Genomic DNA, 18,205 nt, shown 5'->3' on the forward strand with positions numbered 1-18,205 from the left:
TTGTTAAATGTGGCGTCCGCCAGCGATCTCCAGCACAGTCCCAGTCACGTAGCTGGACATGTCGCTGGCTAGGAAAAGCACCACCGACGCGACCTCAGACGGCTCGCCGGCGCGGCCCATCGGGACTTCGGCAAGTTTGGCTGCCATCACGTCCTCGCGCATACCGTCGGTCATTGGGGTGCGAATGAGGCCCGGCTGGATTGCATTCACACGAACACGAGCGAAACCGACTTCCTTGGCTGCGGCCTTCGTCAGGCCCACGATGCCAGCTTTCGCCGCACTGTAGTTGGTCTGACCTATCATTCCGACCTTGCCGGATATAGAGGAAACGTTAATGATCGAACCACCGGTATCCTGCTCCCGCATAACCCTGGAGGCTGCGCGGGTGCCCAGCCAGCAGCCCTTCAAGTGCACAGTGATGACTTGATCGAACTCATCACTGGTCATCTTCCGCATTGTCGCGTCGCGGGTGATGCCCGCGTTGTTGACCATAACGTCTACAGAGCCGAAGCGGTCTTTAGCTGCGGAAATCAGCTCATCCACGTTGTCCTCCTTGGTCACATCGCAGGGCAGGCCGTAAGCGCGCGGCCCGACGCCGAGGTTCTCCGCAGCGGTTACGACCCCTTTCGCGTTCAGGTCACCCAGAACGACGTTTGCACCCTCTCTGACAAAGGCTTCCGCGACCGCGTAGCCCAGGCCCTGCGCGCCACCGGTTATCACGGCGGTTCGTCCGTTAAGCAGTCCCATGTGTTCTCCTCTTTCCTCAATCGAAAACTGAATCGACGCTATTCCTATGGCACCATGAGCCGAATCTGTTCGGCCACGCAGGCTGGCCGGTCCGAGCCTTCCAGTTCGACCGTATGCTGCACTATGACGCGAGTTCCAGCAGGACCTGAGGTCATCGAAATCAAAACGGGCCGATTCCGTACGCGGGAGCCGACCAGCACTGGGGCCAAGAATCGGACTTTATCCAGTCCGTAGTTCAATACCATTGCCAAGCCGTCTACCCGGTAGACTCGCTCGCTGAGGAGCGGCAGCAGTGCCAATGTCAGGTAGCCGTGCGCGATTGTCTTCCCATACGGACCAGATGCAGCCCGGATTGGCTCGGTGTGGATCCACTGGTGGTCGCCTGTGGCATCGGCGAAAAGATCGATCCTTGCTTGATCGATGTCAAGCCAATCACTCACTCCGAGTTCCTGTCCGACCAAGGCCGCGAGCTGGTCAAGCCCTTCGATGACGCGCACGCTAGTAGCCCTGCCTGACCGAGCGCACTTTGAGCAACATGCCTATGTCGCCGACCTGTACCGGTTCATCGTGCTGGTTCACGAGCGTGAAGCGACGGCCGACCACGGCCGCATCCCCCCGAGAGGTCCGACGTGCGGAGATGATCTCCATCAGGCAATGCAGGGTGTCCCCGACCAGAATCGGCTTCGTGAATTTCCAGTTTTCGATGTCGGTCATTGCGATGGCCGACTCCCTGAACCACCCCGCCTGTCCCATCATCCCGGTGATCATCGCCAGACCGAATACTCCATGTACCAGTCGTTCGCCGTACCTCGTCGTCCGCGCGTACTCAGCATCGGCATGAATTGGGTTCCAATCGCCGGAGAGCATGGAGAACATCGTTAAATCCGCTTCCGTGGCGGTGCGGCCTTGCGATTTGAACACATCACCGATAGTGAGGTCTTCGAAATGGAGCCCATCAGCCGGCGGAAGCGCGTAGGCGCCATCAATCGCGGTCACAGGAGATCCCAGATTTCCTGAGGATTTACGTCTGCCGTCGACTTGTTCAGCGCTATCCTGCCACGGTTCACCACAGCGACGCGATGCGCGACTCTGAGCGCTTTTTCGATGTTCTGTTCCACCATGATGATAGTGATCCCATATTCTCGATTGATCTGGTCCGTGACTTCCATGACCCGCTCCACCAAGTTGGGCTGAAGCCCCACTGAGGGCTCGTCAAGCATCAGGAGTTTCGGGTTGGCCAGCAGTGCAATCGAGAGGGCAACCATCTGGCGCTGACCACCACTCATCGTCCCGACGAGCTGTTTCTCCCGCTCGGCCAGGGCGGGAAAGAGCTCGTGAATGGTTCCGATGTCGATTCGGCCGTCCGTCGCAGCCAGGTCGAGGTTGTCCCCGACTGAAAGGTTTTCGAAGTAACCCCGTTGTTGGGGAACAAGGCTGATCCCGGAATTCACGACCTGCGGAGTACTGAGCTTCGTGATATCGGCGCCCGAGAAGGAAAGACTGCCCTCTCGCGCCCTGACCAGGCCCATGACAGTGCGCAGAAGGGTGCTCTTGCCGGCTCCGTTGTGACCGAGAACAGTGAGGAACTCTCCCTCCTCAACAGTGAGGGAGAGCCCCTGCAGAACATGTTGGCCGCCCACCCTCGCGTGGATATCCCGGATATCCAGCTGAACAGTGGTCGTCTTAGGCTCCGAAATAGACTTCACGGAGTTCCTCCATTTCCATCAGCTTCTCCGGAGTATCGACGGCAAGCACGTCGCCCGTGGCCATGAAGACAGCCTGGTCACAGAGTTCCCGAACCAGCAACATGTTGTGCTCCACCATGAGAACCGTTCGGCCATCGGAGATCAGCTTTGCAAGGAGTGCGCGGAACTGGTCAAGTGAAGCCTCGTCCAACCCGGACGTCGGTTCGTCCAGCAGCAATAAGCGGGAGTCGGTGGCGAGGAGGCGAGCAATGGAAACCAACTTCTGTTCGCCGTACGACAGGTTGCTCGCCGGTTCGTTGCGGACCTTCGGGTTGATGCCCACAAAGTCGAGGCACGCATGCACGTGTTCCATGGTTTCCTTCTCGCGCCTGTGCACGTGCACTGGGGCGAAGAGAACCTGGAAGAATCCTTCCCCCGGCTGATTCTGGACGCCGACCGCAACGTTTTCAGCGACCGAGAGCCGGGGAAGCAGACGCACGTCCTGAAACGTGCGGGCGATGCCGTGTCTCACGCGCTCCTGGGCGGTAACGCGCGTGATGTCGGCGCCTCTGAAGGTGACCGCTCCCGAATCCACTTGGATGGTACCGGTGATCATGTTGAACACGGTAGTTTTTCCGGCACCGTTCGGGCCGACGAGACCTGTGACCTTATTCTCCTCCACGCTGAACGTAGCGTTTCGCACAGCGTGGAGGCCCCCGAAGTGTTTATTCAGATCTGTGATCTCAAGCAGCATTTTCTCCCACTTCCACGCTTTCCGTCGCATCGTTCGTCCGGTCTCGGCGCCATCGCTGTCCTTGAGACAGCTCTCCGAACATCCCCTGGGGTCGAACGAACATCAGTACGACCAGTAGAAGTCCGAAGAAGACCTGTTGTAGGGGCCCGGCCACCGAATACGGCAGTTGTAGAAACTTGAAGGCCTCCGGGATCAGCGTGATAATCGCGGCTCCCAACAGGGTGCCGGGAACGGAAGTCATACCGCCGACGACGATCATGGTTACGATCGTCACCGAGGTACTGACTTCGAACGACCCTGGGCTGATGTACATCAGGTACTGCCCGTAGAGCACACCGGCCGCTCCCGCGAAGCCGCCCGAGACGACGGTGACGAGCACCTTGGTCGAAGCAATCGGCTTGCCCATCGTCGCGGCCACCATTTCGTCGTCGCGAATCACGTGCAACATACGACCGAATGGAGAATGCACAATGAACCAGGTGAACGCGGTGACCACAACGACTGCGATGAGGCAGAGCACGAGGAAGGCACCTTCGGTGAAGAACTCAAGGGGGCCGACGCTCGGCCGTAGGATACCGGGGATTCCGTCCGTGCCACCGGTCACGCTTCTCCAGTTCTGGAAGACACTCGACGCGACGACCTGGAGGGCGAAGGACGCCACCAGGAAGTAGTCACCGGTCACACGCAGCGAAGGTATGGCCATGATCGCGCCGGCGAGCCCCGCAACCAGAACTGCGACGACCAGGGCTGGCAGCACATCCCACTGCAACTTCACGGTCAAGAAGGCAGACGTGTATGCACCGATGCCGAAAAGTGCAGCGTGAGCCATGGAAAAGATCCCGAGGTGCCCGGTGAGCAGACCGAGAGACACGGACAAGATCCCGAAAATCGCGATCAGCGTGAGTGATGAAATGACCAAGCTCATGCGAGCCTCCTCCTCCGTGTCGGGAGTGACAGTTTGTGCAGACCTTGCGGGCTGATCGTGATCAACGCGAGGAACGCGATGAACACGGCGGCCAGCGTCCACTCCGAACCCATCCAGAGGAGAAGGACGTGCTGTAGGACGCCGAGCAGCATTGCGGCCAGGAAGGCTCCCCGCACGCTGCCGATACCTCCGATGAAGACCACCATGATGGCGATGATGAAGAACTGTTCGCCGAGCCCGGGAAGCATCCCGGTGTCAGCCGCGACATAGACGCCCGCGATCGCTCCGAAGAATGATCCGACCGCATACACCAGTAACAGCACGGTCATCGGTTTACGTCCGAACAGCTGGAAGAACTCTGGGTTGCCTGAATACGCCTTGACCAGCTTGCCCGCCTGAGTCTTCTCTAGGCAGACGATCAGGCCTGCGACTAGACCGAACGAGAGCAGGATGATCAGCAGCTGACCCCAGGTAAGGCTCCACGGGCCTAGTTGCTGCACATGGCCGAACCATTCCCCGAGACCGGGCTTGGCCGGACGTGCACCAAGCCCGATGGTGAAGATGTTATCCAGGACGACTAGCACTCCGAGTGAAACCAGGAACAGAATGAACCCCGCACCACCCCGACGGGTGAGCGGAACATACAGGAATCTGACAATTCCCATGCCCATGAGAACGGCGACCGCGATGGCCAGCAGAGCTGACAACGCCGGATGAAGCCCGAGGAATGCGGTACAGATATAGGTCAGGTATCCGGCGCTCGCGAAGACTGCTGCATGCGCGATGTGGAAATGCATGGTTGCGCCCAGGATCAGCGCAAGCCCAGCAGCCATCAACGCGTACAGCGAACCGGCCACAAGCCCGTTGAGCACCAATTGCACGAAGAGTGTCATAAGCGTCCCTTTCGAGGAATCAGAAACAGGGACTAACTGCCATAGTTTTCGTGAGTAACTATCGTCTGACCACCGCGGATTTCCGCGATGCTGATCGGGCGGCTTACTGAACCACTTTCGTCAAAGACGAGCTCTGATCCATAAACGGAATCGAACGTCTTGATCTCACGAATGGCATCTGCTATCGCTTTGCCGTCCGGGTCCACGGTGCCGCCATTGCTGGCCTTTTCATAGGCCTCCGCGAAGACCATCACGCCGTCGTAGTAGTTGCCGATAAAGCCGTTGTCGGGAGCGACGCCGAATTCGTCGGTGTACTGCTTGATGAATTCATCCGACGGATTGAATGGAATGACCGTGTGGATCAGCCCTTCGGCGGCGGGATTTGCGAGGACATCGGCGATCGCCACCCACGAGGTGTTCGCCAGTGGTACGTCCCACCCGATTTCGCGCACCTGGCTGATGATGTTGTTGGCATCGAGTCCATAAGCGCCGATCATCAGGACATCCGCGCCCGAACTCTTGAGCTTGGTGAGCTGCGATCGGTAGTCTGTCCCCTGGTACTCCGCGCCCTCGACAGCCACGATTTCTCCGCCGGCCTTTTCATAGCTCCTCTTGAAGTTCTCATATGCCGAAACGCCACCGTCATCGCTGGTGTGAATGACCGCGGCCTTCGTGAAGCCCGATTCGTCGTGCAGGTACTGGGCAAGCACTTCGCTCTCCTTGTTCAGCAACGGAATTGTGTTGAACAAGAATGGACTAGCGTCGTTCAGGAGGTCGCTCTGAGCGCCGCCGTTGATCATCGGGATTTCGCGCTGGTTCGCGATCGGGAGCAGTGCCAGAGTCTGTATGGAGGAACTGCTCATGACGAATCTCACATCCTCGCCGATCAGGCGCTGCAGCGCCTGCACCGCGGGATCCGGTCGCTGCTGAGTGTCTTCGATCTTGAAATTGATCTTCGTCTTGCCGTTGAGGCCACCCGCCTCGTTGATGTGCTTTACGGCGAGCGAGGACGCCTTCGAGAACCAGTCTCCATAGGCAGCAGCGGGGCCGCTCATGGCAAACAGGCCGCCCATGAGCACGGACTCCGGAGCATCGCCGGTTGAAGCGGGGCCGACGTCCGAACTGGCACAGCCGAAAAGGCCGACGACGACGGCCATGGCGGCGCCAGCGAGGAGTGCGCGTTTTGCGATCATGTTACTTTCCCTCCATTGGGAAGTCAGTGGGCCACCGGAACGACGGTGTCCCCGTTTGTCAACGTGCGCAGGCATTTCACCGTGATTGGCAGTGAGCTCGAGCACTTGGATGAGACTGATTGCATACAATACGTGTCTTGGGAACTCTAGACCAATATAGTTTTCGCTGCAAGCAACCCGTTCGAGCATTCTCATGTTCATGGATTGCATACGAATCTGAGAAAAAATGTCTGTTCGCGTCGGGCTTCATATATCGCCCGCGGCCTCGAGCGATGCCACCTTCTCGTCGTCGTAGTTGAGGATCGTTTGCAAGACCTCGCGAGTGTGAGCGCCGAGGCTCGGGCCTGTTGACCTGATTCTTCCCGGCGTACGCGATAGCTGTGGCATGACGTTCGGCATCGGAACCGTGCCGATGACGCTGTCTTCGACCCAGGCTACCGACTGACGCGCCTGCACCTGGGGGTCAAGGAGGATATCGGAAGCGCGGTTGATCTTGCCGGCGGGGACTCCCGATTCGTGGAGCAGTGCGAGCAGCGTGTCGGCATCGATGGCGCTTGACCAATCAGCAATGAGCCTGTCCAAGGCGTCCATGTTGTCGCCGCGGCCCAGATGGGTGCGAAACATCTCATTGTTCGCCAAACCTGGCATGCCCATCGCTGCAGAAAGGCGTTTGAATACGGTGTCCTGGTTGGCGGCGATGATGATCGAATACCCGTCACGCGTGGGATAAGCGTTCGACGGGGCTATGCCGGGAAGAACGGCACCACTTCTCTCCCGCTGATGCCCGAACACGTGGTAGTCCGGTAATAGCGATTCAGTAAGCGACAGAACCGACTCGTAAATCGAGGTGTCGATACGTTGGCCGACGCCAGATGCCGTTCTCTCGTGAAGAGCGGCGAGCACTCCGATCGTGCTGTAGATCCCTGCGAGCGAATCTCCGAGTGAGAGCCCCGTTCGACTGGAGGGCAGGTTGGGGTGACCAGTGATGTTGCGCAGTCCGCCCATAGCCTCACCGATGGACGCGTATCCAGCTCGCTGGGCATAGGGTCCGGTCTGGCCGAAGCCGCTGACTTGCGCGACTATGAGTCGGGGATTGGCTTGCGTCAGATCATCGGGATCCGAACCCCACCGGGCAAGCGTGCCCGGACGAAAGTTTTCGATCAGCACATCTGCGGTGCCAACGAGGTCGCGAAAGACGGCTTGGCCTGCGGCAGACCTCAGATTGAGAGTGACCGACTTCTTGTTCCGTCCCAGCAGGGCCCACCAGACACCAGCGCCGTCTTCCGTATGCTTACCCCAGGTCCGAAATGCATCACCGACGCCGGGGAGCTCGATCTTGATGACCTCGGCGCCGAGGTCTCCAAGCAGCTGGCCACAATAAGGGCCGGCTATCAACGAACCGGCTTCAACGACTCGCACGCCTTCAAGTGGCCCAGCGTTCATCACTACCTCCATATTGCATGCAATCGACTGCACCTCTGAATTCATAAGGCAAGTGGTCTGGCGAACCAATTAACCGGACTTGCCGCTATTGGCTTGATTGCATACAATCATAGGGTGACGCCAATCGCAGGGTCAACCGCGGTACGTCCGTCCATCGATAGAGTGCCCGTCCGCTGGAGGAACCAAGGATGACAGGGATGCCACATTCTGAAGCGGGATTGCCCCAGCTCAGAACGAACGCAGCACGGACAACCCGAGAAGGCGCGGTGTCCGTCGCCTATGAGAAGATCCTCGCCAGAATAGTTTCGGGTACCGACGAGCCTGGGAAGCGTCTGCGGGAAGCGGGCCTGGCGGAGGAACTAAAAACGTCGCGAACGCCGGTTCGAGAAGCACTTCAACGCCTGGCCGCGGAAGGTCACGTGACAATCATCCCCAATCGTGGCGCCACGGTTTCGGTGGCTGACGGGGACGACCTCGAGGAACTCTTCGAGCTGAGAATGCTTCTCGAAGGATTTGCTGCCGGACTTGCCGCGCAGCGTATCGACGAGCCAGGCCTCAAGCGGCTCAAGGAGATCCAGCAGGACTTCGAGCGGGCGGCAGCATCGTCCTCCCCGGAGGAAATGTCGCGAATCAACCTGGCATTCCATCGAGCAGTAGTGGATGCGGCGCAGAATAGCCGGTTAGCGACTTTCATCTCAACCCTCACCTCGGCGAGCCTGGCACGAGCAACATTTGAAACCTACTCAGACGAACAGCTCGCGCGCAGTGTCAGTCAGCATCGACAGCTGATCGAGGGCATGGAACGGCACGATCGTCCGCTCGCCGAAATGGCCATGAAAGTGCATATCAGTGGTGCGAGGAACTCACTGAAGAATGACCTGCAAGCGCGACGAATAGTGAAGGAGGAGTCATCAAATGACCGCGATTGAAATCGTCGAAGTCGGTCCGCGCGATGGCCTTCAGAACGAAGCCAAAACTTTGGACATCGATGTTCGCGCAGAATTGATCACCCGACTGGTTGACGCCGGTGTTCGGAGAATGGAAGCGGTCAGCTTCGTCCACCCGAAAAAGGTCCCGCAGATGAAGGGCGCCGAGGACGTCTTAGCTGCAGTTCCCCTTGACCGCGGCGTTTCCTACATCGGACTCGTTCTGAACCAGAGAGGGGTGGAACGCGCCGCCCTCACTCCCGTCTCCGAAGTCAATGTCGTGCTGCCGGTGACCGACGGCTTCAGCAGCAGAAACCAGGGCAAGACGGTGGCTGAGATGATCGAGGAAACCCGGGACTCGGTCGCCTTGGCCCGCGAAGCGCGGTTGAACATCTCGGTCACGCTCGCCGTCGCCTTCGGGTGCCCGTTTGAGGGCGAGGTGCAGCTCCCTCGCCTTCATGAGGTTGTACTCGCAGTCACCGACATGGACATCGATGAGATCGCCTTTGCAGACACGATCGGCGTCGCCGTACCCCGCCAGGTCAACGAAGTCGCCAGCATGGTCGGTCCTCTCCTGCACGGTCGGCGGCTACGATTCCACTTCCATAACACTCGCAATAGCGGATACGCGAACGCTCTGAGCGCCGCAGATATTGAGGGCGCCGGAACGATCGCACTCGACTCCGCTGTTGGCGGCTTCGGAGGCTGTCCCTTCGCCCCCCTCGCGACCGGCAACATCGGTACCGAAGACCTGCTGTATTCACTCCGCCGGAACTCGGGTCTGAGCGATGGCCTCGACTTGAAAGACCTGTGCGATACGGCCGATTGGCTCAGCGGGCACTTGGGCAGTCCCATCCAATCCCTCTTGCCGAAAGCCGGAGACTTCCCTCATTCGTCATGATCCGCCCCACCTTGAGAAGGGTAGGAAGCGGTTCCTTACGTATCAAAGGAGAGCGCAATCGTTGAATTATTGCTTGGCCGCACGTATATCAGCGGAGAACACCGTGTAATCGAGATGGATGATGGTCCGTCGGGCCCGATCTGGGGCTTCGACGGACTCCCCACAGGCCATGAGGCAGCGACAGAGACGCCCAAGTCTTCGAGCATGCCGGGATACGGGCTCAGCAGCCTGCTCAGTACGCTGCGGATCGACGCGCCGGGGTGGAATCTCGTTCGCTCAAAGTGGGAGTGCCAGCGGGCGATAACCGCGGGACAGACGGTTCGACATGAACTGATCGTCACACGCGTCCGCAACGGAATTACGGGCGGTTCGGTGTTGAACACTCGCGTGCGGCTGATAGCTGGAAACGACACGTTGGAGCAGGGCAGCTGCGAATTCACCTCGCCCGAAATCGCCGGCATCGATGCCGAGGACCGTTTTCAGTTCTGCACCGTCGAGTGGGGAAGGCAACTGGTCTCCCACCTCTCGAATGATGACCGATTCACCGACGCCATCAGCGCTTACGACGGCACTCTCGGCCTTTCTGACGGGGTGAACGAAGTCCACTTCCGCCTATACCGGGGCACCATCGTCGAGGTGACGCATCGCGCAATCCACGGCGCCGATTTCACGCTTTCGGCTGAAGACCATGTCTGGCTCGGACTCATCCTCGGAGAACGCAACGACTTCATGGACCGCGCGATGAAAGGTGAGTTCCGCACCTCAGGCAGTGGCTACGAATACTTGCGCATGACCAAGGCGCTGGTCTTCATCATCGACGCGGCCCGCGCGGCTTCACGAGAAGGAGGAACCCGATGACGTCAAATCTTCAGGCACGATATGTGGAGATTGAGGGCGCGTTGGCCTTCATCGAGGACTGGGGCGAAGGCACACCGCTTTTCTGCATTCACACCGCAGGCCAAAGTGGTGTCCAGTATCGTTATGCAGCCGCAGAGCTCGCTCTTCTCGGTTATCGGGTGATCGTTCCAGACCTACCTGGCCATGGCCGTAGCGAACCTCGGCCGGGTGGTGCGGTAACCGACCTCGGGGACTATGCCGGATGGTGCGTCAGTTTGATCGAGCACCTCCAGTTGAAGATGCCGGTAATCGTCGGCTGTTCGATCGGAGGCAAGATATCCCTTGACGTCGCCACCCGGATGGGCGACCGGATCAGCGCTATCATCGCGATGGCAGCCAGTGCGGAGCCTGGCCGAGCCAACGTCAGCGGTCTCAAACGCGAACTCGAAGACATTGCGGCTCCGAGCAGAACGGACAGGACCTTCTACGGCACTCGCGCCGTAGTCGGCTCTGCAGTGCCCGATGAGCAGCGAGACCTCATCGCCCGCATGCACTGCCGTGAGGATCCAGAAGTGTCCACGTCGGATCTTATCGGCTGGGGCAGCCATGACGTCGTCAGCACTTTGACGCAGATAACCGCGCCTGCCCGGCTGGTTCTCGGAACTGATGACTTGTGGGTTGACCCCAAAGCCGTCGAACGCACTGCAGCCGGGATCGATGGCGCCGAGTTCACCTACCTCAACGGCGTAGGTCACTATCCAATGGAAGAAATGCCGGACTTCGCCCAATTCATACATCAATGGCTGGCCCGCTCAAGTATCAGCACCGCGACGGAGGAACGATGAACGGCTTGTACAGCATCCTGAAGGATCTGACGACGAAGGATCCTTTTGCTCCGATCTTCCTGGAATGCATCCAGGACGACTACGTTGCCGTCAGCCGGGGCGAATTTCTCCGAGAAACGGATGCCATTGCCGCACTTCTTCGCGCGCAAGGCATCAGCTCGGGAGACTGTGTGGCGACCTGGCTGCCGAACTGGTCGACGGTCGTCGCCTGGCAATTCGCCGCCTCAGCGGTGGGCGCCCATGTAATCGGCATCAACACCCGCTACAACCTGGCCGAAGTGGGCCACGTGCTCCGGAAGGCCCGTCCGAAAGTCATCGCCATGGCGCACGGCTTTCAGCGCTTGGACCTGCTGGGAAAGGCGAAGGCTGCACTGCTCGAGATCGCCCTGGAGGAGATTCCTGCCGTGGTTCCCGTGGCAGGACCGGGGAACGGTCGCGTGCCGCAACCGCAGTCCTACGATTTGGGCGGCGGAGTTTGGTCAACCGACGGTGCTGCAGAGCGAGCCGCAGTCGCGCCCCTTCCGGCACCCGCGCGCACCGGCTCTGGTGCGGACTTGGCCGTCGCCTTCACGACATCCGGATCCACCGGTATGCCGAAACTGGCCGCGCACAGCGAATTCGGTGTCATCCATCACGCTTTCGCCGATGCATCCGGTATGGATTTGCAGGAGCGCGACGTAATGGTGGCCGCTGTTCCGTTCTCGGGCGTGTACGGTTTCAACCTCGTCTTAGCGACGATCGTCTCCGGAGCCGTCACGCTCCTGCATCCTGTTTTCAACGAGCATGAGCTCGTCGCTGCCATGGCCAAGTACAAGGTGACGCACTTCACAGGGGCGGATGACATGCTCACGCGGATGAAGACGGCCTGGTACGACAATCCTGTTGATCTGTCGGCGTGGCGTCGTATCCACATGGCGGACTTCCTCGGTCGCACCCATGAGATCGCACAGTGGGCTCAGGATGAATTCGGAACGATCGCTGCCGGAGTCTACGGCTCCTCCGAGCTGTTCGGGCTGCTCGCTTTCTGGCCACCCGAGACCGAGTTGCCCCGGCGCTGGAACGGCGGCGGAATCCCCGTCTCCACCGACATCAAGGCCCGCGTCGCAGACCCGTTCACCGGCGAAGTGCTGGAATCCGGCGAGGGTGAGCTGCAATTCCAAGGACCTAACGCGGTCGATGCCTATCTCGGCGATGAAGGTGAAGGCGCGAAAGCATTCACAGAGGACGGCTGGTTCCAGAGCGGTGACTTCGGCACCCTCACTGACGACGGGGGATTCGTTTATATCTGCCGCGCGGGCGACGTGCTGAGACTGCGCGGCTTTCTGGTGGAACCGGCGGAGATCGAACGCCGACTCGGCGAGCACCCAGCCGTGCACACCGCCAAGGTCGTCGGCCTGCGTGACAATGAAGGCGAGACGGTTGCCATCGGATTTGTGACCCTGACGGCAGGGGGAGAATGGCCCACCGGTGACGATCTGCGCGCCTGGTGCCGAGAGAGCCTGGCACGCTTCAAGGTCCCTGCGGTCATTCACGTGATTGAGGAGATGCCCACCACAGTCGGCACGAACGGAAGCAAGATCCGAGTCGCGACCTTGAGGGAATGGGCACAGGAGCGGATCACGTCGTGAATTACTAAATCGCGAAACGACGACATCCGCGTCGGGCTAGAAGTCCCAGTCCTCGTCTTCGGTGTTGACGGCCTTGCCGATCACATACGACGACCCGGAGCCCGAGAAGAAGTCGTGGTTCTCATCTGCGTTCGGCGACAGTGCAGACAGAATCGCCGGATTCACATCCGTCACCGTCTTCGGGAACATCGGTTCGTAACCCAGATTCATCAACGCCTTGTTCGCGTTGTAGTGCAGGAACTTCTTCACGTCTTCGGTCAGGCCGACACCGTCATACAGGTCCTGCGTGTACTGCACCTCGTTCTCGTACAACTCGAACATGAGGTTGAAGGCGTAGTCCTTGATCTCGTCGCGGCGCTCCTCGGATACCTTCTCGAGGCCCTTCTGGAACTTGTAACCGATGTAGTACCCATGCACCGCTTCATCACGAATGATGAGACGGATGAGATCGGCCGTGTTCGTGAGCTTGGCCCGGCTCGACCAATACATCGGCAGATAGAACCCGGAGTAGAACAGGAACGATTCGAGCAGGGTCGAAGCGACCTTGCGCTTCAGCGGATCATCACCCTGGTAGTAATCCATGATGATCGACGCCTTCTTCTGAAGGTTCACGTTCTCTGTCGACCAGCGGAACGCCTCGTCGATCTCCTTCGTCGAGCAGAGCGTCGAGAAGATCGACGAGTAACTCTTGGCGTGCACCGATTCCATGAACGCGATGTTCGTGTAGACGGCCTCCTCGTGCGGCGTGATCGCATCCGGAATCAACGACACCGCGCCAACAGTGCCCTGGATCGTGTCGAGCAGCGTCAGCCCGGTGAACACCCGCATGGTCAGCAGCTGTTCGTCTGGCGTGAGCGTATTCCACGACTGCACGTCGTTCGACAGCGGAATCTTCTCCGGCAGCCAGAAGTTGTTGACAAGCCGGTTCCAGACCTCGACATCCTTCTCGTCTTCGATCCTGTTCCAGTTGATCGCCTGCACGTGGTCGACCAACTTCAGCTTGTCAATCATTGTTGTTCCTTTGGTTCAGTGGAGAGATGCGACGTTCACCGGCGGTGGCATTAAAGTGCGCAGGAAACACAGCCCTCAATTTCGGTCCCCTCAAGCGCCATCTGGCGAAGGCGGATGTAGTAGATCGTCTTGATGCCGCTCTTCCAGGCGTAGATCTGGGCCTTGTTGATGTCGCGCGTGGTGGCGGTGTCCTTGAAGAAAAGCGTCAGCGACAGCCCCTGGTCGACGTGCTGGGTGGCCGCCGCGTAGGTGTCGATGATCTTCTCTGCACCGATCTCGTACGAGTCCTGGTAGTAGTCCAGGTTGTCGTTCGTCATGAACGGCGCCGGGAAGTACACCCGCCCGAGCTTGCCTTCCTTGCGGATCTCGATCTTCGAGGCGATCGGGTGGATCGACGCCGTCGAGTTGTTGATGTACGAAATCGAGCCAGTCGGCGGCACGGCCTGCAGGTTCTGGTTGTAGATGCCGTGTTCGATGACGGATGCCTTCAGCTCGGCCCAGTCCGCCTGGGTCGGGATGCGAACGCCGGCGTTGTCGAACAGCTCAGCGCCGCGTGCGGTGGCCGGCTCCCACACCTGGTCGGTGTACTTCTCGAAGAACGCCCCGGATGCATAGGTGGAGTCCTCGAAACCGACGAACGCCTTGCCCCGCTCAATGGCGAGCGTGTTCGATGCCTTCAGCGCGTGGAACAGCACGGTGTAGAAGTAGATGTTCGTGAAGTCGATGCCCTCTTCGCTGCCGTAGTACACCCGCTCGCGCGCCAGGTACCCGTGCAGGTTCATCTGGCCGAGGCCGATGGCGTGCGACTGGTCGTTGCCGTCTTCGATCGAGCGAACGGATGAGATGTGGCTCTGCTCAGAGACCGAGTTGAGTCCGCGAATGGCGGTCTCGACCGTGCGGCCGAAGTCTGGGGAGTCCATCGCCAGGGCGATGTTCATCGACCCGAGGTTGCAGGAGATGTCCTTGCCGATTTGGTCGTATGAGAGGTCTTCGTTGTACGTGGTCGGGGTGTTGACCTGGAGGATCTCCGAGCACAGGTTCGACATGTTGATGCGACCCTTGATCGGGTTCGCCTTGTTCACGGTGTCTTCGTAGACGATGTACGGGTAGCCGGACTCGAACTGGATCTCCGCGAGGGTCTGGAAGAAGTCGCGCGCCTTCATCTTCGTCTTCTTGATGCGCGGGTTGTCGACCATCTCCTGGTACTTCTCGCTCACCGAGATGTCGCCGAACGGCACTCCGTAGACCTTCTCAACGTCATACGGGGAGAACAGGTACATGTCCTCACCCTTCTTCGCGAGCTCAAAGGTGATGTCGGGGATGACCACGCCGAGGGAGAGCGTCTTGATACGCACCTTCTCGTCGGCGTTCTCACGCTTGGTGTCGAGGAAGCGCATGATGTCGGGGTGGTGGGCGTGCAGGTAGACCGCACCGGCACCCTGTCGGGCACCCAGCTGGTTTGCATAGCTGAAGGAGTCTTCGAGGAGCTTCATCACCGGGATGATGCCGCTCGACTGGTTCTCGATCTGCTTGATCGGTGCGCCGGCTTCACGGATGTTCGACAGCAGCAGCGCGACGCCCCCACCACGCTTGGACAGCTGCAGCGACGAGTTGATCCCGCGGGAGATCGATTCCATGTTGTCTTCGATGCGCAGCAGGAAGCAGGAGACGAGCTCGCCGCGCTGTGCCTTGCCAGAGTTCAAGAAGGTGGGGGTGGCCGGCTGGAAGCGGCCGGCGATGATCTCCTCGACCAGGTTCACGGCGAGCTCCTCGTCGCCGCCGGCCAGGCCGAGCGCCGTCATCACGACGCGGTCTTCGAATCGCTCGAGATAGCGCTTGCCGTCGAAGGTCTTCAGCGTGTACGAGGTGTAGTACTTGAACGCGCCGAGGAAGGTCTGGAAGCGGAACTTCTTCGAGTACGCCAGGTCGTTGAGCTTCGTGATGAACTCGAACGAATACTGGTCGAGCACAGCCTGCTCGTAGTACTCCTTCTCGACCAGGTAGTCGAGCCGTTCCTTGAGGCTGTGGAAGAACACCGTGTTCTGGTTCACGTGCTGCAGGAAGTACTCCCTGGCGGCCTCGCGGTCCTTGTCGAACTGGATCTCGCCGTTCGGCCCATAGAGGTTGAGCATCGCGTTGAGCGAGTGGTAGTCCATCCCCTGCCCTGAGGGGGCATCGATTACTGAGACTGACGCTTCCAAAATGATTCCAATCCTTCGTCGACGGTGCGCACATCGTCTAGTGTTCCGAATACTTCAACGCGATACAGGTGGGGAACCTTGCACTTGGCAGCGACGATGTCCCCCGCGAGACAATACGCCTCGCCGAAATTGGTGTTGCCGGCGCCGATGACGCCCCTGATCAGTGAACGGTTCTTCTCGTCGTTGAGAAACCGGATCACCTGTTTTGGTACCGCCCCGTGCCCGTTGCCGCCCCCGTAAGTCGGCAGGCACAGTACATACGGCCGGTCGACACGAAGCGGCTCATCCCTGGCATAGAGCGGGATGCGCTGAGCGGGCCGGCCAAGCTTCTCCACGAACCGGCGGGTATTGCCGGAAATACTGGAGAAGTACACGATTTCGGTCATCAGACACCCCCTTTTGCTTGGATCCCAGATTTGACATGGAGAGCGGGCCAAACCGTACGTGCGCCCCGACAAGCAGTGGCGCGGTGCGAGCGGGAGGGCTCAGGCGATGCGGTCGGCGAGTTCCTGGATCTTGTCTGGGCGGAATCCCGACCAGTGATCTTCGTCGGTGATGACAACCGGGGCCTGCAGGTAGCCGAGGGCCTTGACTGCTTCGAGCGCCTTCTCGTCGGCCGACAGGTCGAAGACTTCGTACTCGATGCCCTTGCTGTCCAGGGCGCGGTAGGTGGCCGTGCACTGAACGCAGGAAGGCTTGGTGTAGACCGTGATTGCCATCTCGATGTGGCCCTTTCTCGTCGTTCACAAACAGTGTTCATATCATGCAATATGCGGTGAAACCGGGGTCTTGCTGTAGTGCTTAACCCGTCTCTCAATACTACATCTAGTGATAGCAAATAGGAACGGCCACTACATGCAGTAATTACAATTGTGTAGTTATCCACCGGCATTCCACCAGTTCTCAACAGCCCTTTTTCGCATCAGAGGCCATTTCACGCGGAACCCGGACAAGTTATCCACAGGCACTCTCGAGGGTGATTTTTTGCCTGTGGAATTCTCTCCGGCGTGTCGCATTGTGGTGCGATGAATTGTGTTGGTGCCACTCTCGCACTCTCCCACGAGCCACCGACATGAGGCTGGCCCCTCAGGCGCGAGGCACATCGTGTTCGAGGAGGAAGCGGTGAAACAGCCGCGGAGAGATCGCGATATCCCAGGTCCACCGGCAGAAGCTGTTCACCAGCGGGCGCAGTTCGTCCTCGTGCAGCTTTTCCGCAACCACGACGTCAGCCGGGTCTCGGTCACCCAGCACCGCGCCGCGCGTGTACTTGAGCAGTCCGTCGAACTCCCCAATCTTGCGTACTCCCCGCCAAAAGTAGTCCACCCAGTAGTCGTTCCCGTTGACCGCGAAATGCACCTGCAGCTCTGGCACCTCGAACCCCAGCTCGAACATGCGCACTCGGCCGAGTGTTTCGCCCGGGTTGGCCGAAAGTGCGTTCGCGAAGTGGATCACCTGCCTGGCGCGTTGTGCCCCCGTGCGCGGATTCACCCTCTCCAACTCGGCGAGAAGATCGGCTTTGGTCAACGCGGGAACGCCACGAATGCCGAGTTTTGATTCATCGCGAACCCGCCGCTGTTCGACCCCCAGTGCGTGATCCACCATGACGACGCCCACGAGAAAGCTCGACGTCGTCGCCACGTCGATGAGCGTGCGCACAAGTGACGTCACCACAATGCCTTGGATTCGCACGGTGCCAGGCTGTGCCACATTCCGGTGACGGACGGTGAACCGTCCGTTGCTTCCGCCGGTTGCGTCCTCGTCGATCGTGTGAACCGCCCGTGGCCACGGGCCGACGGTAGGCAATCCGTGCAGCGCCGCCGCTGAGACGTGAGAGAGCACGGCCGGGCGACGCGCGCCCGCAGCCGTCGCCCGCACGAAGTAGACATAGCGCTCGTCGGCTGTCGCCGCTCGCCACTGCGAACCCTCGACGTACATTCCGTGGCGAACCCGCACCAAGACACCGCTGGAGACAAGTGATCCAACGCGGTGCGGCGAGATGCCCCGTTCTTGCAGTGCCGCAGTCGTCAACAATCCGGCATCGCGGGCGGCCACGGTCTCCAACTGATCCCTCATGGCGACCAGCATGGCCTGGTCACCAGCCCGCCATAGTGCGGACGGCCGAATCCGTGGAGAACACAGCCGCGCCATCCGTTGTGGAGGAGTGCCGCGTCTCGTGGCCGCGTCTCGTGTGCGAGTCGACAGCCCTGGCACTCAGA

The 18,205-nt window shown here is 59.8% G+C and carries 19 protein-coding genes; 5 read left to right on the plus strand and 14 right to left on the minus strand.

The window, feature by feature from the left end; genetic code table 11:
• Positions 1-3 precede the first annotated feature (3 nt).
• The 9 genes from fabG to K323_RS0106175 all read right to left on the minus strand — a co-directional run bounded on the left by fabG (position 4) and on the right by K323_RS0106175 (position 7,640).
• The gene (fabG, locus tag K323_RS0106135; RefSeq protein ID WP_022884408.1) at positions 4-747 is read right to left on the minus strand and encodes a 3-oxoacyl-ACP reductase FabG; all 744 of its coding nucleotides are present in this window, start codon (positions 745-747) and stop codon (positions 4-6) included.
• Positions 748-791: 44 nt separating this feature from the next.
• Positions 792-1,244: a MaoC family dehydratase gene (locus K323_RS0106140; RefSeq protein ID WP_022884409.1), complete on the minus strand. Its 453-nt coding sequence runs from the start codon at positions 1,242-1,244 to the stop codon at positions 792-794.
• A gap of 1 nt (position 1,245) precedes the next feature.
• Positions 1,246-1,743: a MaoC/PaaZ C-terminal domain-containing protein gene (locus tag K323_RS0106145; protein ID WP_022884410.1), complete on the minus strand. Its 498-nt coding sequence runs from the start codon at positions 1,741-1,743 to the stop codon at positions 1,246-1,248.
• Entirely contained in the window at positions 1,740-2,453 is a 714-nt protein-coding gene (locus tag K323_RS0106150; protein WP_022884411.1) for an ABC transporter ATP-binding protein, read from the minus strand. Before K323_RS0106150 ends, K323_RS0106145 begins: the two co-directional genes overlap by 4 nt.
• Positions 2,431-3,216 (minus strand): ATP-binding cassette domain-containing protein, encoded by a 786-nt coding sequence (locus tag K323_RS0106155; RefSeq protein WP_026851312.1) that lies wholly within the window; start codon positions 3,214-3,216, stop codon positions 2,431-2,433. The genes K323_RS0106150 and K323_RS0106155 overlap by 23 nt, the downstream gene beginning before the upstream one ends.
• Positions 3,176-4,111, minus strand: a complete 936-nt coding sequence (locus tag K323_RS24545) for a branched-chain amino acid ABC transporter permease (RefSeq protein WP_022884413.1) — start codon at positions 4,109-4,111, stop codon at positions 3,176-3,178. Before K323_RS24545 ends, K323_RS0106155 begins: the two co-directional genes overlap by 41 nt.
• On the minus strand, positions 4,108-5,004 hold the full coding sequence (locus K323_RS0106165) for a branched-chain amino acid ABC transporter permease (RefSeq protein WP_022884414.1): 897 nt from the start codon (positions 5,002-5,004) through the stop codon (positions 4,108-4,110). The genes K323_RS24545 and K323_RS0106165 overlap by 4 nt, the downstream gene beginning before the upstream one ends.
• Before the next feature lie 32 nt (positions 5,005-5,036).
• Positions 5,037-6,197 (minus strand): ABC transporter substrate-binding protein, encoded by a 1,161-nt coding sequence (locus K323_RS0106170; protein WP_022884415.1) that lies wholly within the window; start codon positions 6,195-6,197, stop codon positions 5,037-5,039.
• Between the two features lie 246 nt (positions 6,198-6,443).
• Positions 6,444-7,640: a CaiB/BaiF CoA transferase family protein gene (locus tag K323_RS0106175; RefSeq protein WP_022884416.1), complete on the minus strand. Its 1,197-nt coding sequence runs from the start codon at positions 7,638-7,640 to the stop codon at positions 6,444-6,446.
• Positions 7,641-7,906: 266 nt separating this feature from the next.
• Here K323_RS0106175 and K323_RS24550 point away from each other — a divergent pair, with 266 nt between their 5' ends.
• The 5 genes from K323_RS24550 (at position 7,907) to K323_RS0106200 (ending at position 12,777) form a co-directional block, all read left to right on the plus strand.
• Positions 7,907-8,569: a GntR family transcriptional regulator gene (locus K323_RS24550; RefSeq protein ID WP_051147236.1), complete on the plus strand. Its 663-nt coding sequence runs from the start codon at positions 7,907-7,909 to the stop codon at positions 8,567-8,569.
• Positions 8,556-9,467 (plus strand): hydroxymethylglutaryl-CoA lyase, encoded by a 912-nt coding sequence (locus K323_RS0106185; RefSeq protein ID WP_022884418.1) that lies wholly within the window; start codon positions 8,556-8,558, stop codon positions 9,465-9,467. Before K323_RS24550 ends, K323_RS0106185 begins: the two co-directional genes overlap by 14 nt.
• Before the next feature lie 114 nt (positions 9,468-9,581).
• Positions 9,582-10,325 (plus strand): hypothetical protein, encoded by a 744-nt coding sequence (locus tag K323_RS28795; protein WP_022884419.1) that lies wholly within the window; start codon positions 9,582-9,584, stop codon positions 10,323-10,325.
• Positions 10,322-11,149: an alpha/beta fold hydrolase gene (locus K323_RS0106195; protein ID WP_022884420.1), complete on the plus strand. Its 828-nt coding sequence runs from the start codon at positions 10,322-10,324 to the stop codon at positions 11,147-11,149. Before K323_RS28795 ends, K323_RS0106195 begins: the two co-directional genes overlap by 4 nt.
• A complete protein-coding gene (locus K323_RS0106200) occupies positions 11,146-12,777 on the plus strand; it encodes an AMP-binding protein (protein WP_026851313.1) in 1,632 nt (543 codons plus the stop codon). The genes K323_RS0106195 and K323_RS0106200 overlap by 4 nt, the downstream gene beginning before the upstream one ends.
• A 36-nt stretch (positions 12,778-12,813) precedes the next feature.
• Here the strand turns inward: K323_RS0106200 and nrdF are convergent, their stop codons facing one another.
• The 5 genes from nrdF to K323_RS0106225 form a co-directional block, all read right to left on the minus strand.
• A complete protein-coding gene (nrdF, locus tag K323_RS0106205) occupies positions 12,814-13,788 on the minus strand; it encodes a class 1b ribonucleoside-diphosphate reductase subunit beta (protein ID WP_022884422.1) in 975 nt (324 codons plus the stop codon).
• Positions 13,789-13,838: 50 nt separating this feature from the next.
• A complete protein-coding gene (gene nrdE, locus K323_RS0106210) occupies positions 13,839-15,944 on the minus strand; it encodes a class 1b ribonucleoside-diphosphate reductase subunit alpha (protein ID WP_022884423.1) in 2,106 nt (701 codons plus the stop codon).
• A gap of 23 nt (positions 15,945-15,967) precedes the next feature.
• Positions 15,968-16,375 (minus strand): class Ib ribonucleoside-diphosphate reductase assembly flavoprotein NrdI, encoded by a 408-nt coding sequence (gene nrdI, locus K323_RS0106215; protein WP_022884424.1) that lies wholly within the window; start codon positions 16,373-16,375, stop codon positions 15,968-15,970.
• A 99-nt stretch (positions 16,376-16,474) separates the two neighbouring features.
• Complete coding sequence (gene nrdH / locus K323_RS0106220; protein ID WP_022884425.1) at positions 16,475-16,708, minus strand: glutaredoxin-like protein NrdH; 234 nt, start codon at positions 16,706-16,708, stop codon at positions 16,475-16,477.
• A gap of 367 nt (positions 16,709-17,075) precedes the next feature.
• Positions 17,076-18,062, minus strand: coding sequence for a type IV toxin-antitoxin system AbiEi family antitoxin domain-containing protein (locus tag K323_RS0106225; protein ID WP_169515612.1), 987 nt, complete (start codon positions 18,060-18,062; stop codon positions 17,076-17,078).
• Positions 18,063-18,205: the final 143 nt, after the last annotated feature.

This window comes from Glaciibacter superstes DSM 21135, assembly GCF_000421145.1.
In the GTDB taxonomy this organism is placed as follows: domain Bacteria; phylum Actinomycetota; class Actinomycetes; order Actinomycetales; family Microbacteriaceae; genus Cryobacterium; species Cryobacterium superstes.

Bases quoted from the DNA above. Each gene is read 5' to 3' on its own strand.
- fabG (WP_022884408.1), bottom strand. From the start codon at position 747: ATGGGACTGCTTAACGGACGAACCGCCGTGATAACCGGTGGCGCGCAG.
- K323_RS0106155 (WP_026851312.1), bottom strand. From the start codon at position 3,216: ATGCGACGGAAAGCGTGGAAGTGGGAGAAAATGCTGCTTGAGATCACA.
- K323_RS24545 (WP_022884413.1), bottom strand. From the start codon at position 4,111: ATGAGCTTGGTCATTTCATCACTCACGCTGATCGCGATTTTCGGGATC.
- K323_RS0106165 (WP_022884414.1), bottom strand. From the start codon at position 5,004: ATGACACTCTTCGTGCAATTGGTGCTCAACGGGCTTGTGGCCGGTTCG.
- K323_RS0106170 (WP_022884415.1), bottom strand. From the start codon at position 6,197: ATGATCGCAAAACGCGCACTCCTCGCTGGCGCCGCCATGGCCGTCGTC.
- K323_RS0106175 (WP_022884416.1), bottom strand. From the start codon at position 7,640: ATGAACGCTGGGCCACTTGAAGGCGTGCGAGTCGTTGAAGCCGGTTCG.
- K323_RS0106185 (WP_022884418.1), top strand. From the start codon at position 8,556: ATGACCGCGATTGAAATCGTCGAAGTCGGTCCGCGCGATGGCCTTCAG.
- K323_RS28795 (WP_022884419.1), top strand. From the start codon at position 9,582: ATGGATGATGGTCCGTCGGGCCCGATCTGGGGCTTCGACGGACTCCCC.
- K323_RS0106195 (WP_022884420.1), top strand. From the start codon at position 10,322: ATGACGTCAAATCTTCAGGCACGATATGTGGAGATTGAGGGCGCGTTG.
- K323_RS0106200 (WP_026851313.1), top strand. From the start codon at position 11,146: ATGAACGGCTTGTACAGCATCCTGAAGGATCTGACGACGAAGGATCCT.
- nrdF (WP_022884422.1), bottom strand. From the start codon at position 13,788: ATGATTGACAAGCTGAAGTTGGTCGACCACGTGCAGGCGATCAACTGG.
- nrdE (WP_022884423.1), bottom strand. From the start codon at position 15,944: ATGGACTACCACTCGCTCAACGCGATGCTCAACCTCTATGGGCCGAAC.
- nrdI (WP_022884424.1), bottom strand. From the start codon at position 16,375: ATGACCGAAATCGTGTACTTCTCCAGTATTTCCGGCAATACCCGCCGG.
- nrdH (WP_022884425.1), bottom strand. From the start codon at position 16,708: ATGGCAATCACGGTCTACACCAAGCCTTCCTGCGTTCAGTGCACGGCC.
- K323_RS0106225 (WP_169515612.1), bottom strand. From the start codon at position 18,062: ATGAGGGATCAGTTGGAGACCGTGGCCGCCCGCGATGCCGGATTGTTG.